At 60.8% G+C, this 14,391-nt stretch carries 10 protein-coding genes; 5 read left to right on the top strand and 5 right to left on the bottom strand.

The window, feature by feature from the left end; genetic code table 11:
- On the top strand, positions 1-345 hold the full coding sequence (locus tag PF1751_RS20665; protein WP_010208515.1) for a YggL family protein: 345 nt from the start codon (positions 1-3) through the stop codon (positions 343-345).
- 37 nt (positions 346-382) lie between these two features.
- Here the strand turns inward: PF1751_RS20665 and PF1751_RS20660 are convergent, their stop codons facing one another.
- The gene (locus tag PF1751_RS20660; RefSeq protein ID WP_044287668.1) at positions 383-1,573 is read right to left on the bottom strand and encodes a benzoate/H(+) symporter BenE family transporter; all 1,191 of its coding nucleotides are present in this window, start codon (positions 1,571-1,573) and stop codon (positions 383-385) included.
- 226 nt (positions 1,574-1,799) lie between these two features.
- On the opposite strand from PF1751_RS20660, the gene PF1751_RS20655 reads away from it, so the two are divergent.
- Positions 1,800-2,564 carry a GntR family transcriptional regulator gene (locus PF1751_RS20655; protein WP_042571911.1) on the top strand — a complete coding sequence of 255 codons (765 nt, stop codon included), beginning with the start codon at positions 1,800-1,802 and terminating at the stop codon, positions 2,562-2,564.
- A gap of 139 nt (positions 2,565-2,703) precedes the next feature.
- Here PF1751_RS20655 and guaD read toward each other — a convergent pair whose 3' ends face one another.
- The 4 genes from guaD to xdhA form a co-directional block, all read right to left on the bottom strand.
- Positions 2,704-4,008, bottom strand: coding sequence for a guanine deaminase (guaD, locus tag PF1751_RS20650; protein WP_010208518.1), 1,305 nt, complete (start codon positions 4,006-4,008; stop codon positions 2,704-2,706).
- A gap of 12 nt (positions 4,009-4,020) precedes the next feature.
- A complete protein-coding gene (xdhC, locus tag PF1751_RS20645; RefSeq protein ID WP_010208519.1) occupies positions 4,021-4,860 on the bottom strand; it encodes a xanthine dehydrogenase accessory protein XdhC in 840 nt (279 codons plus the stop codon).
- Between the two features lie 123 nt (positions 4,861-4,983).
- The gene (gene xdhB / locus PF1751_RS20640) at positions 4,984-7,383 is read right to left on the bottom strand and encodes a xanthine dehydrogenase molybdopterin binding subunit (RefSeq protein ID WP_010208520.1); all 2,400 of its coding nucleotides are present in this window, start codon (positions 7,381-7,383) and stop codon (positions 4,984-4,986) included.
- Complete coding sequence (xdhA, locus tag PF1751_RS20635) at positions 7,376-8,824, bottom strand: xanthine dehydrogenase small subunit (RefSeq protein ID WP_010208521.1); 1,449 nt, start codon at positions 8,822-8,824, stop codon at positions 7,376-7,378. Before xdhA ends, xdhB begins: the two co-directional genes overlap by 8 nt.
- A gap of 280 nt (positions 8,825-9,104) precedes the next feature.
- Here xdhA and PF1751_RS20630 point away from each other — a divergent pair, with 280 nt between their 5' ends.
- The 3 genes from PF1751_RS20630 to zipA all read left to right on the top strand — a co-directional run bounded on the left by PF1751_RS20630 (position 9,105) and on the right by zipA (position 14,378).
- Positions 9,105-9,764, top strand: a complete 660-nt coding sequence (locus PF1751_RS20630; protein ID WP_010208523.1) for a GntR family transcriptional regulator — start codon at positions 9,105-9,107, stop codon at positions 9,762-9,764.
- 2 nt (positions 9,765-9,766) lie between these two features.
- Positions 9,767-13,255 carry a chromosome segregation protein SMC gene (smc, locus tag PF1751_RS20625; RefSeq protein WP_010208525.1) on the top strand — a complete coding sequence of 1,163 codons (3,489 nt, stop codon included), beginning with the start codon at positions 9,767-9,769 and terminating at the stop codon, positions 13,253-13,255.
- Between the two features lie 259 nt (positions 13,256-13,514).
- Positions 13,515-14,378, top strand: a complete 864-nt coding sequence (gene zipA, locus PF1751_RS20620) for a cell division protein ZipA (protein WP_010208526.1) — start codon at positions 13,515-13,517, stop codon at positions 14,376-14,378.
- Positions 14,379-14,391 lie beyond the last annotated feature (13 nt).

Below are 14,391 nucleotides of genomic sequence, written 5' to 3'. Positions count from 1 at the left end.
ATGGCGACTAACCGTTCCCAGCGTCTGCGCAAAAAACTGTGCGTTGATGAATTTCAAGAGCTGGGTTTCGAACTGAACCTGGACTTCAAAGAAGGCCTGAGTGAAGAAGCTATCGACGCTTTCCTCGAAGCATTCATCAAAGAAGCCATGGAAGCCAACGGCCTGGGCTATGTTGGCGGTGATGACTACGGTCTGGTCTGCCTGCAGAAGCGTGGCTCGGTCTCCGAAGAGCAACGTGCTGCTGTTGAAGCCTGGCTGAAAACCCGTTCCGAGCTGACCAAGGCTGAAGTCAGCCCGCTGCTGGACGTGTGGTATCCGGAAAAGCCGATCAACGCGGCTAAGTGATACTAAATAAAACGGCGACCTGAGGGTCGCCGTTTTTTTATGCCTTGCGCCAATTCAGAATCAGCAGCGTCAACACCCCCGCCACAATCCCCCAGAACGCCGACCCGATGGAAAACAGTGTCAAGCCCGACGCCGTGACCATAAAGGTGATCAGCGCCGCTTCCCGCTCCTTCGGCTCATTCATGGCGATGCTTAGCCCATTGATGATCGAGCCAAACAACGCCAGGGCCGCAATCGACAGCACCAGCTCTTTGGGCAAGGCTGCGAACAACGCCGCCAAGGTCGCGCCGAACACCCCGGCAATCCCGTAGAACACCCCACACCACACCGCTGCTGTGTAGCGCTTGTTACGGTCTTCATGGGCATGCGGCCCGGTGCAGATGGCCGCACTGATCGCTGCCAGGTTGATGCCGTGGGAGCCGAACGGCGCCAGCACCAGGGACGCCAGGCCGGTGGCGGTGATCAAGGGGGAGGCGGGCACGTTGTAACCGTCGGCCCTGAGCACGGCAACGCCGGGCATGTTCTGCGAGGTCATCGCGACCACGAACAGCGGAATGCCGATGCTGATGGTCGCCGCCAACGAGAAGTGCGGCGTTGTCCACACGGGCGTTGCGACTTCCAGGTGAAAACCGCTGAAGTCCAGCAGCCCCATCAACCCCGACAATGCGGTGCCGATCAGCAGCGCGGCCAGCACCGCATAACGCGGCGACAGGCGCTTGATCACCAGGTACGTGATGAACATCCCCAGCACCAGCCCGGTGCGATGCTGCGCGGCGACGAAGATCTCGCTGCCGATCTTGAACAGAATCCCTGCCAGCAAGGCGGCCGCCAACGATGCCGGGATGCGCTTGACCAATTTTTCAAAGCTGCCGGTCATCCCGCAAATCGTCACCAGCACGGCGCAGGTGATATAGGCACCGATGGCCTCGCCATAACTCACACCGCCCAGGCTGGTGATCAGCAGCGCGGCACCCGGTGTCGACCAGGCAATGGTGATAGGGGTGCGATAGCGTAGCGACAGGCCGATGCTGCACACTGCCATGCCGATGGAAATCGCCCAGATCCATGACGAAATCTGCGCCGTGGTCAAACCGGCGGCTTGCCCGGCCTGGAACATCAGGACCAGGGAGCTGGTGTAGCCGGTCATCATGGCGATGAAGCCAGCGACAACGGCCGACGCAGACGTGTCGGCCAACGGGCGCAAAGGCGCTTGGGTGGCGTCGTTCATGAAGAGGTGTTCCTTTTACCTGGGTTTTAGCCGGTGACGGCGCGGATTCAAGCCTAAACTCAAACGTAACGACTCATTGCAATACAGCCGACGGCGCAAACAGCCGTACAGTGTGTTGGCGCACTGGGTTGTGTACAATGTGCCCTGTTTTTAGGTGATACTTGCCAGCGACCCGCTGTTGCCGTATTACCGTTAATTCGCCGCCGTTCTCCAAACCCGAGTGCCCATGAACGAACAGTTGCAACCTCTCAAGAAACAACCGCGAGCCGGCAAGGCCGGTCGCAGCGGAACCCAGGACGATATCGTCTACGCGCATATCTTCGAAGCGATCCTCGAACAACGCCTGGCACCCGGTACCAAATTGAGTGAAGAGGCACTGGGCGAAATCTTCGGCGTCAGCCGCACCATCATCCGCCGCGCCCTGTCGCGCCTGGCCCATGAAGGTGTGGTGCTGCTGCGGCCCAATCGCGGCGCGGTCGTGGCCAGCCCGAGCGTCGAGGAAGCACGCCAGGTATTTCTCGCGCGGCGTCTGGTGGAGCGGGCAATTACCGAGTTGGCAGTCCAGCACGCCACGGCCGACCAATTGGCCGAGTTGCGTCAGATGGTCAACGACGAGCGCGACAGCTTTTCCCGTGGCGATCGCGGCGCGGGTATCCGCCTCTCCGGTGAATTCCACCTCAAGCTGGCCGAAGCGGCGAAGAACGCGCCGCTGATCAGTTTCCAGCGTAGCCTGGTGTCCCAGACTTCATTGATCATCGCCCAGTACGAAAGCGGCAACCGCTCGCACTGTTCCTACGATGAGCACACCCAGTTGATCGACGCGATCGAAGCACGGGACGCGGCGTTGGCGGTGAACTTGATGATGCATCACATGGATCATATCGACAGCAAGCTCAACCTCGACGAAGAGAGCGCGTCGGATGATCTGCATGCGGTGTTCTCGCACCTGTTGCAGACCAAGAAGCCGGGGCGCTCCTCGGTAAAACTGTAGTTACCCTGGTTCACCTGGGACTAAAAATGTGGGAGCGGGCTTGCTCGCGAATGCTGAGTGTCAGTCACCCGATGTATTGACTGATCCAGCGCATTCGCGAGCAAGCCCGCTCCCACATTTGGTTCCGGCGTGCTTCAGATCAGCGCTGATGCACCAACTGGCCGGCCGCATAGGTCTGCAACACCGTCCGATCATCCCCCAGCGTCATCAGCACGAACAACGTCTCGGCGATGGTCTTCGCCTGCTTCAAGCGATAGCTCAGCAGCGGTGTCGCGTTGTAATCCAGCACTAGGAAGTCCGCATCGGTGCCCGGTTGCAGCGTGCCGATCTTGTCTTCCAACCGCAGCGCCCGCGCACCGCCCAGGGTGGCCAGGTACAGCGACTTGAACGGGCTCAAGCGCGCACCCTGCAGTTGCATGACCTTGTAGGCTTCGTTCAGGGTCTGCAGCAGCGAGAAGCTGGTGCCGCCGCCCACGTCGGTGCCCAGGCCCACATTCAGTTTGTGCTTCTCGGCCATCGGCAGGTTGAACAAGCCGCTGCCGAGGAAGAAGTTCGAGGTCGGGCAGAATGCGACCGCCGAGCCGGTCTCCGCCAACCGCGCGCACTCGTCATCGCACAGGTGCACGCCATGGGCAAACACCGAGCGTTCGCCGAGCAATTTGTAATGGTCATACACATCCAGGTAGCCGTTGCGCTCCGGGAACAGTTCCTTCACCCATTCCACTTCCTGCTTGTTCTCGCTGATGTGCGTCTGCATGTACAGGTCTGGGTATTCGCCCAGCAGTTGCCCGGCCAGTGCCAGTTGTTCCGGCGTGCTGGTCGGCGCAAAGCGCGGCGTCACCGCGTAATGCAGGCGGCCCTTGCCGTGCCAGCGCTCGATCAGCGCCTTGCTTTCCTGGTAGCCGGATTCGGCGGTGTCGGTCAGGTAGTCCGGCGCGTTGCGATCCATCATCACCTTGCCGGCGATCATGCGCAGATCGAGTTTCTCAGCGGCTTCAAAGAACGCGTTCACCGATTGCGGATGCACGCTGCCAAACACCAGCGCGGTGGTGGTGCCGTTGCGCAGCAGTTCCTTGATGAAAATATCCGCGACTTCTTCGGCGTGGGCCTTGTCGGCGAACTGGCTTTCGCACGGGAAGGTGTAGGTGTTGAGCCAATCCAGCAACTGCTCGCCATAGGCGCCGACCATGCCGGTTTGCGGCAGGTGGATATGGGTGTCGATCAGGCCGGGGGTGATCAGCGCGTCCTGGTAGTGGGTGATGTCGATATCGGCAGGCAGGGTCGGCAGCAAGTCGCTGGCATGGCCGACAGCGCTGATCTGGCCGTTTTCGATCACCAGCAGGCCGTCTTCGAAATACTCATAGGAGGCTTCGATCCCCACTTCAGCAGGGTCGGCGATGCTGTGCAGGAGGGCGGCACGGTAGGCTTTACGCGTTAAAGGCATGGCGATCTCAATTCAAATGGCTTGGCTGCGGCGTGAAGCCGGCAGCAGTTTGGCAATAGGTTCGGCGCTGGCGGTGTGCTGGCCGAAATTGGCGTTATAGGTGGCGATGATTTCGCCGGCGATGGAGATGGCGATTTCCACCGGCAACTTGCCCTTCACCTCGGTGAGGCCCATGGGGCAGCGCATCCGTTGCAAGTGCGCGGTGTCGAAGCCGCGATCTCGCAGGCGGTGTTCGAACTTGACGCGTTTGGTCTTCGAACCGATCAGGCCGAAGTAGGCAAAGTCATTGCGTTTGAGCAGGGCGGCGGTGAGTTCCAAGTCCAGCGCATGATTGTGGGTCATGACGATGCAGTAACTGCCCACTGGCAGGTCAGCAATTTCGTCGACCGGCTCTTCGCTGACGATTTTACGCACGCCCTGGGGTATATGTGCCGGAAACTCCTGGTCACGGGAATCGATCCAGCGCACCCGGCACGGCAGGCTGGCCAGCAACGGCACCAGTGCACGGCCGACATGGCCAGCGCCAAATACCGCGATCTGCGCCTGCACTTGGCCCATGGGTTCGAAGAGCAGCACGGTCACGCCACCGCAGCACTGACCCAGGCTGGCGCCCAGGCTGAAGCGCTCCAGATGAGTGTTCTGCTGACCGCGTACGAGCATGTCGCGGGCGATCTGCATTGCCTTGTATTCCAAGTGCCCGCCACCGATGGTGTCGAAACTCTGCGCGGCGCTGATCACCATTTTGGAACCGGCATTGCGTGGCGTGGAGCCGAGCTCTTCGATGATGGTTACCAGGACGCAGGGTTCGCCCCTGTTTTGCAGGTCGGCGAGGGCGCTGATCCAGTTGTTCATGTCTACCTCAACCTTTCTGTTGTCAGTTCGGCCGTCTTCGCAGGCACGCCAGCTCCCACATTTTATGGGGTTCACACATCAAAATGTGGGCGCCGGGCTTACCCGCGATGGCAGCGCCTCGGTCTAGAGCGAAGCCATCTCGGTTTCAATCTCAACGGCCCTGGCCGCATTCAACTGCCGCATCTGCTCACACCCCCACAACACCCGCTCCGGTGTCGCCGGCGCATCGATCTTGGGCTGATGGCGATAGTCACCCAGGCTCGCCACCGCATCCTTGATCGCGCACCACGACGCGATGCCGAGCATGAACGGCGGTTCGCCCACGGCCTTGGAATGGAACACCGTGTCTTCCGGGTTCTTGCGGTTTTCCACCAGCTTCACCCGCAGGTCCAGCGGCATGTCGGCCACGGCCGGGATCTTGTAGCTGGCCGGGCCGTTGGTCACCAGCTTGCCTTTGTCGTTCCACACCAGTTCTTCCATGGTCAGCCACCCCATGCCCTGGATAAAGCCGCCCTCCACCTGGCCGATGTCGATGGCCGGGTTCAGCGAGGCGCCGACGTCGTGCAGGATGTCGGTGCGCAGCATCTTGTATTCGCCGGTCAGGGTGTCGACGATCACTTCGCAGCACGCCGCGCCGAACGCAAAGTAGTAGAACGGCCGACCGCGCGACTGGCTGCGGTCGTAGTAGATTTTCGGGGTCTTGTAGAAGCCGGTGCTCGACAGCGAGACCTGGGCGAAATACGCCTGCTGGATCAACGCCTCGAAGGTGAGGATCTGATCGCGCACGCGCACATGACCGTTGTGGAACGCCACATCCGCTTCGCTCACGTCGTATTTGCGTGCGGCGAACTCCACCAGGCGCTGCTTGATGGTTTCGGCGGCATTCTGCGCAGCCTTGCCGTTCAAGTCGGCACCGCTGGAAGCGGCGGTCGGCGAGGTGTTGGGTACCTTGTCGGTGTTGGTGGCGGTGATTTGAACGCGGTCGATTTCCACTTGGAACACTTCGGCCACAACCTGCGCGACCTTGGTGTTCAAGCCCTGGCCCATCTCGGTGCCGCCGTGGTTCAGGTGGATGCTGCCGTCGGTGTAGATATGGATCAGCGCACCGGCCTGGTTGAGAAAGCTGGCCGTAAACGAAATACCGAATTTCACCGGGGTCAGCGCCAAGCCTTTTTTCAGGATCGGGCTGTGGGCGTTGTACAGGCGGATCGCTTCGCGACGCTCGGCGTATTGGCTGCTGGCTTCAAGCTCGGCGGTCATCTCTTCGAGCATGTTATGCTCGACGGTCTGGTAGTAGTGCGTGACGTTGCGCTCGTTCTTGCCGTAGTAATTGATCTTGCGCACCGCCAGCGGATCGAGGCCCAGATGGCGGGCGATGGCGTCCATCACTTCCTCGATGGCGACCATGCCTTGCGGGCCGCCGAAACCGCGATAGGCGGTGTTGGACGCCGTGTTGGTCTTGCAGCGATGGCCGTTGACCGTGGCATCGCCCAGGTAATACGAGTTGTCGGAGTGGAACATCGCGCGGTCGACAATCGAGTTGGACAGGTCCGGTGAGCAGCCGCAGTTGCCCGCCAATTCCAGGTTGATTCCGTGCAGGCGGCCCGTGTCGTCGAAGCCCACGTCGTATTCGATGTAGAAGGGGTGGCGCTTGCCGGTCATCAACATGTCTTCGACACGCGGCAGGCGCATCTTGGTCGGCTGGCCGGTGAGGCGCGCGACCACCGCGCACAGGCACGCCGGGCTTGCGGCCTGAGTTTCCTTGCCGCCGAAACCACCCCCCATGCGACGCATGTCCACGACGATTTTGTTCATCGACACGTCCAGCACTTCGGCCACCAGTTTCTGCACTTCGGTGGGGTTCTGCGTGGAGCAATAGACGATCATGCCGCCGTCTTCGGTGGGCATTACCGAAGAAATCTGGGTTTCCAGGTAGAAGTGTTCCTGGCCGCCGATGTGCAGGGTGCCTTGGATGCGGTTTTTCGCGGTCGCCAGTGCGCCTGCCGAATCACCGCGCTGATGGGTGTGGCTGTCGAGCACGAAATGCTTCTTGCGAAACGCCTCGACCACGTCCAGCACGGGTTCCAGGTCTTCGTATTCGATCACGGCGGCCATCGCGGCTTTACGCGCGGTTTCCAGATCGCGGGCGGCTACCGCCAGCACGACCTGGCCGACGAACTGCACCGTATCGATCGCCAACAATGGATCGCCCGGCATCAATGGGCCGATGTCCTTCAGGCCCGGCACGTCTTCATGGGTGATGACAATCCGCACGCCTTCAAAGGCGTAGCAGGGCGCGGTGTCGATGCTGATGATCCGGGCATGGGCACGGTCGGACATGCGCGCATACAGGTGCAATTGGTTGGGGAATTCCAGGCGGTCATCGATGTACTGCGCTTCGCCGCACACATGTTTGGCGGCGCTGTCGTGCTTGACGCTGCGGCCCACGCCAGAGGTGAGGTCCTGTGCGAACAGCTCGGCGAGTTCGGCCTGGGTTTTAACGACGGCGTGATGGTTAGACATAAGCGGTCACCCGAGTCTCGATGTGCGGCGTTTGCAGTTCGATGAAGTATTTGCGCAGCAGGTTCTGGGCGCTGAGCAGTCGGTATTCCTTGCTGGCGCGGAAGTCCGACAGCGGGGTGAAATCCTCGGCGAGGGCGGCGCAGGCCTTTTCCACGGTGGCGCAGTTCCAGGTGGCGCCGACCAACGCCGCCTCGCAGTTCTTGGCGCGTTTTGGCGTGGCGGCCATACCGCCGAACGCGACGCGAGCCTCGCCGATCACACCGTTATCGATCTTCAGGTTGAACGCGGCGCAGACGGCGGAAATATCATCGTCCAGGCGCTTGGAGACCTTGTAGGCACGGAACAAGGCGTGGCCCTTCGGAACGATGATCTTCTCGATGAACTCGCTGTCCTGGCGCGCCGTGACGCGGTAGTCGATGAAGTAATCCTCCAGCGCCAAGGTGCGGCGGGTTTCGCCCTTGCACAGTACGATCTGCGCGCCGAGGGCAATCAGCAGCGGCGGCGAGTCACCGATCGGCGAGGCGTTGCCGATGTTGCCGCCCAGGGTGCCCTGGTTACGGATCTGCAGGGAAGCGAAACGGTGCAGCAGTTCACCGAAGTCCGGGTATGCGTGGTGCAGCGCGGTGTAGCAATCGGAGAGGGCGGCGGCAGCGCCGATTTCCAAGCGGTCGTCGAAGTCGTCGATACGCTTCATTTCTTCAATATTGCCGACGTAGATCATCACCGGCAGCGTGCGGTGGAACTGAGTGACTTCCAGCGCCAGGTCGGTGCCGCCGGCCAGCAGCCGGGCTTGCGGGTAGGCGTCGTAGAGATCGGCGAGGTCGGCGACGGTCAGCGGCACCAGGCAGCGCTTGTCGCCGCTGTTGAGTTCACCGGTTTGCGTCGGCGCAATGGCCTTGAGGCGGGCGATGGTCTCGGCTTGGCGGCTGTCGAACTGATCCTGGGGTTTGTTGCAGCAGGCCTGTTCGGCGGCGGCGAGAATCGGGCGATAACCGGTGCAGCGGCACAGGTTGCCGGCCAGGGCTTCATGGGCCTTTTGGTTGTCGGGGGCGTCGCTGTTCTTTTGCAGGGCGAACAACGACATCACGAAACCGGGGGTGCAAAAGCCGCACTGCGAACCGTGGCATTCGACCATGGCCTTCTGGACGCTGTGCAGTTGACCCTGGTGCTTGAGGTCTTCGACGCTGATCAGTTGCTTGCCGTGCAACGACGACACAAAGGTCAGGCACGAATTGAGACTGCGATAACGAATCTGCTCGGCGCCGGTGTCATCCGTGTGCAGCTCGCCCACCACCACAGTGCAGGCACCGCAATCGCCGCTGGCGCAGCCTTCCTTGGTACCGGATTTGCCCAGGTGCTCACGCAAATAGTTGAGCACAGTCAGGTTGGGGTCCAGGGCGTGCTCGCTACGGAGTTCCTGGTTAAGTAAAAACTGGATCACGGAAGGCCTCGCAGACTCATTATTGTTGTTAACCGCTTTGCGCCGAATCTAGTCATGTCTGACTTTTCGGTCAACGATTTTCTGACCAGAAGGTCAAGAAAATGCGGTCGCAACAATTTCAATTATGGTCCAGTCTTCTGGAACCGGCGTTTTTAGGGGCTTCTGGGTGTTCATCTGTGCTTATTCCGTGCCAAATTCTGAAAGGTGGGCGTAGCGCCATCAGCCAGCCAATGCGCTACACTGCCGCGCTTGTACCGATAGAAGATTTTGAAGGTAAAACATGACGTTCAAGGCGCCGGACAGTCTCGCCGAGCAAATTGCTCACCACCTCGCCGAACGCATCATTCGCGGCGATCTCAAGCCTGGAGAGCGGATCCAGGAGCAAAAGGTCACGCTGGCGCTCAATGTCAGCCGTGGCTCCGTGCGCGAAGCCTTGCTGATTCTCGAACGCCGCCACCTGATCGCGATCCTGCCGCGCCGTGGCGCCCACGTCACAGAGCTCACTGCGCACAAGGTGCAGAGCCTGTGCACCTTGATGGGCGAGCTGTACATCCTGCTCGGCAATGCGGTTGCCCAAGGCTGGCAGACGCAGGCCGACATGGCGCCGTTCGTGCAGATCCAGCAGCGCCTGGTCACCAATTTCGAGCGTCAGGACATCCGCGCCTTCGTTGAAGAAAGCTTCAATGTAATGCGCGCCGCCTATCCTTTCGCTAACAACCCGTACCTGCAGGAAACCGTCGAGAACCTGCAACCGGCGATGAACCGCGCCTATTACCTGGCGCTGGATCAGCGCAAGGCGTCCATGAGCGAGTACCTGGCGCTGTTCGAGCAACTGCTCGCCGCGGTACTGGCCCGTGACCTGCCGCACATTCGTCAAGTGCTGTCGACCTACGGCGAGCGCAGTTGCGCGCTGGTCATCGCTGCGTTGGCGGACGCCTAAGCGTGCGGCTCAAGTGCATCAAACTGGCGGGGTTCAAATCCTTCGTCGACCCGACCACGGTGAACTTCCCCAGTAACATGGCGGCGGTGGTCGGGCCCAACGGTTGCGGCAAGTCGAACATCATCGACGCCGTCCGCTGGGTGATGGGCGAGAGCTCGGCCAAAAACCTGCGTGGCGAGTCGATGACCGACGTCATCTTCAATGGCTCCACCAGCCGCAAGCCGGTGAGCCAGGCCAGTATCGAACTGGTGTTCGACAACTCCGACGGCACCTTGATCGGCGAGTACGCGGCCTACGCGGAAATCTCGATCCGCCGCAAAGTGACCCGCGACAGCCAGAACAGCTACTTCCTCAACGGCACCAAGTGCCGACGCCGCGACATCACGGATATTTTCCTCGGCACCGGCCTCGGCCCGCGCAGCTACTCGATCATCGAGCAGGGCATGATCTCCAAGCTGATCGAAGCCAAGCCCGAAGACCTGCGTAACTTTATCGAGGAGGCGGCCGGCATCTCCAAGTACAAGGAGCGCCGCCGCGAGACCGAAAACCGTATCCGCCGCACCCATGAGAACCTCGCTCGCCTGACCGACCTGCGCGAAGAGCTGGAGCGCCAGTTGGAGCGCCTGCACCGCCAGGCCCAGGCTGCCGAGAAGTATCAGGAGTACAAGGGCGAGGAGCGCCAGCTCAAGGCGCAATTGTCGGCTTTGCGTTGGCAGGCGTTGAATGACCAGGTGGGGCAGCGCGAAGCGATCATCGGCACCCAGGAAATCAGCTTTGAAGCCCTGGTGGCCGAGCAGCGCAACGCCGACGCCAGCATCGAACGCTTGCGTGACGGCCACCATGACCTGTCCGAACGCTTCAATCTGGTGCAGGGTCGCTTCTATTCGGTGGGCGGCGACATTGCCCGCGTCGAGCAAAGCATCCAGCACGGCCAGCAGCGCCTGCGTCAGTTGCAGGATGACTTGAAGGAAGCCGAACGCGCGCGGCTGGAAACTGAATCGCACCTGGGCCACGACCGCACCTTGCTGCTGACCCTCGGTGAAGAGCTGGACATGCTCACCCCCGAACAGGAAATCACCAGCGCCGCCGCCGAAGAAGCCGCTGCCGCGCTGGAAGAATCCGAAACCACCATGCACGGCTGGCAGGAGCAGTGGGACACCTTCAACCTGAAGTCTGCCGAACCACGGCGCCAGGCCGAGGTGCAGCAGTCGCGTATCCAGCAGCTGGAAACCAGTATGGAGCGCCTGGCCGAGCGCCAGCGTCGTCTGCAGGAAGAGCGTGTGTTGCTTGCCGCCGACCCGGAAGACGCGGCGATCATGGAATTGAGCGAGCAGCTGGCTGAAAGCGAAATGACGCTGGAAGAGCTGGAAGCCAGTGAAGAGCAACAAGTGGAGCGCCTGGAGCAATTGCGTCAGCAACTGCAACAGGCGACCCAGGCACAGCAACAGGCCCAGGGTGATTTGCAGCGGCTTAATGGCCGCCTGGCGTCCCTGGAAGCCTTGCAGCAAGCCGCCTTGGACCCCGGCACCGGCACCGCTGAATGGCTGCGTGACCAGCATTTGGCCGAGCGCCCGCGCCTGGCGGAAGGCTTGAAGGTCGAGGCGGGTTGGGAGTTGGCGGTTGAAACTGTCCTCGGTGCCGATCTCCAAGCCGTCTTGGTGGATGATTTTGGCGGCTTCGACCTGGCCGGTTTTGCCCAGGGCGATTTGCGTTTGCTCAGCCCTGCGGCGGATGGCACGCGGGTGCCGGGCAGTTTGCTGGATAAGGTTGAGGCGGCGATTGATCTGTCGCCGTGGCTGGGCCAGGTCAAACCGGTTGAATCACTTGAGCAGGCCCTGGCCCAGCGCGGCCAACTGGCGGCCGGCGAAAGCCTGATCAGCCGCGACGGCTACTGGGTCGGCCGCCATTTCCTGCGCGTACGCCGCGCCAGTGAAGCCGAAAGTGGCGTCCTGGCCCGTGGCCAGGAAATCGTCAATCTGATCGCCGAACGCGAAGAGCGCGAAGCCACCCTCGAAAGCCTGGAAACCGAACTGCAAACCCTGCGCGCCACCCAGCGTCAGCAAGAGACCGGCCGCGAACACCTGCGCCGCCTGTTGCAGGACGAAGCGCGCCAGCAAGGCGAATTGAAAGCCCAACTCTCCGCGAGCAAAGCCAAGGTCGAGCAATTGACCTTGCGCCGCACCCGCCTCGACGAAGAAGTCGCCGAGATGGGCGAGCAGCGCGCCCTGGAACACGAACAGATCGGCGAAGCGCGTCTGCACCTGCAGGAAGCCCTCGACAGCATGGCGCTCGACACCGAGCAGCGTGAATTGCTGCTGGCCCAGCGCGACAGCCTGCGCGAACGCCTCGACCGCGTGCGCCAGGAAGCCCGTCAGCACAAGGATCATGCCCACCAGTTGGCGGTGCGCCTGGGTTCGCTCAAGGCCCAGCACGCGTCCACGGCCCAGGCCCTTGAACGCCTGGAGATGCAGTCCGAACGCCTCACTGAAAAGCGCGAGCAACTGAGCCTCAACCTGGAAGAGGGCGAAGCGCCGCTGGAGGAGTTGCGCCTCAAGCTGGAAGAATTGCTCGACAAGCGCATGACCGTCGACGAAGAACTCAAGACCGCGCAAATCGCTCTGGAAGACGCCGACCGCGAATTACGCGACGCCGAAAAACGTCGAACCCAGGCCGAGCAGCAATCCCAGCTGATCCGCGGTCAGCTCGAACAACAGCGCATGGAATGGCAAGCCCTGACCGTGCGCCGCAAGACCCTGCAAGACCAATTGCTGGAAGACGGCTACGACTTGCACGGCGTGCTCAATACCCTGACCGCCCAGGCCAACGAGAAAGAAGCCGAAGAAGAGCTTGAGCGGATTGCTGCACGTATCCAACGCCTCGGCGCGATCAACTTGGCGGCCATCGACGAATACCAGCAACAATCCGAGCGTAAACGTTATCTGGATGCCCAGGACGCTGATTTGGTCGAAGCCCTGGACACCCTGGAAAACGTGATCCGCAAGATCGACAAGGAAACCCGAAACCGCTTCAAAGATACCTTTGATCAGATTAATAGCGGTTTACAGGCGTTATTCCCAAAAGTTTTCGGCGGTGGCAGCGCTTACTTGGAACTGACGGGCGAAGATCTACTCGATACAGGGGTGACGATCATGGCGCGGCCTCCGGGCAAGAAGAACAGCACCATCCATTTGTTGTCCGGCGGCGAGAAAGCCCTGACCGCATTGGCTCTGGTATTTGCCATCTTCAAGTTGAACCCGGCGCCGTTCTGCATGCTCGACGAAGTTGACGCCCCGTTGGATGACGCTAACGTTGGACGGTATGCGCGGTTGGTCAAAGAGATGTCCCAGACCGTGCAGTTCATCTATATCACCCACAACAAGATCGCCATGGAGATGGCTGACCAATTGATGGGGGTAACGATGCACGAGCCGGGCTGTTCGCGTTTGGTCGCGGTGGATGTGGAAGAAGCGATGGCGATGGTGGAGTCTTGATCCTTGTTGGGACAGAATTTTTATAGCGCGCGGTAAGACGCTTTACCGGTCTGGCGAAAGTGGCAAATGGACATATTTGTTCAAGGCTTTTTGACAGACGGTGTAAAGTTATCTTTGGTCGTGCTAGTTTAATGTCAAATTTTCGTATGCGTGGGCAAAACGTCAGTCAGAACATAGAGTTGGCGCCACGTTTTAAAGCGGTTTGCACGTTGCTAAACCCCTTATTTTTCAGCATTTTTTATTAGAGGCACGGGATTACATGGAAATCGGTCTGCGCGAGTGGCTGATCGTCATCGGCATTATTGTCATTGCCGGTATTCTTTTTGATGGCTGGCGCCGCATGCGCGGTGGCAAGGGCAAGCTCAAATTCCGTCTGGACCGCAACCTGTCCAACTTGCCTGACGACGACGGCAGCGCCGAGCTGCTGGGGCCGCCCCGTGTGCTGGATACCCATAAAGAACCGCAGCTGGACGAGCACGACTTGCCGTCCATGAGCGCGCCGGTGCGAGAAGCGCGCGAGCCGTCTTCCAAACGCGGCAAGCGCGCCGCGCCGGTGGTGGCAGAGTCACGTCAGGCTGATTTGGACCTGGACGTCGATGACGGCCCGAGCTTCAGCAGCCGCGACGATGATTTCCCGGACGAAAACGCTGGCAAGAACGCCCCGCGCCAATCCGTGAACGACCAGCCTGCCGCCGAAGAAGTGTTGGTGATCAGCGTGATCTGCCGCGACGCCGCCGGCTTCAAGGGCCCGGCTTTGTTGCAAAATATTCTGGAAAGCGGCCTGCGCTTCGGCGAGATGGATATTTTCCACCGTCACGAAAGCATGGCGGGTAACGGCGAAGTGCTGTTCTCCATGGCCAACGCGGTCAAGCCAGGCACCTTCGATCTGGACGATATCGACCTGTTCAGCACCCCGGCGGTGAGCTTCTTCCTCGGCCTGCCAGGTCCGCGTCACCCGAAACAGGCTTTCGACGTGATGGTGGCCGCAGCCCGCAAGCTGTCCCAGGAACTGAACGGCGAACTCAAGGACGACCAACGCAGCGTCCTCACCGCCCAGACCATCGAGCATTACCGTCAGCGCATCGTCGAGTTCGAGCGTCGCGCCCTGACACAGAAACGCTGAGGTTCGATCTTAA

The organism is Pseudomonas simiae, from assembly GCF_000934565.1.
Lineage (GTDB): Bacteria > Pseudomonadota > Gammaproteobacteria > Pseudomonadales > Pseudomonadaceae > Aquipseudomonas > Aquipseudomonas simiae.
The sequence above is the reverse complement of the archived record's forward strand: the minus strand, read 5'-3'. Positions and strand labels throughout refer to the sequence as shown.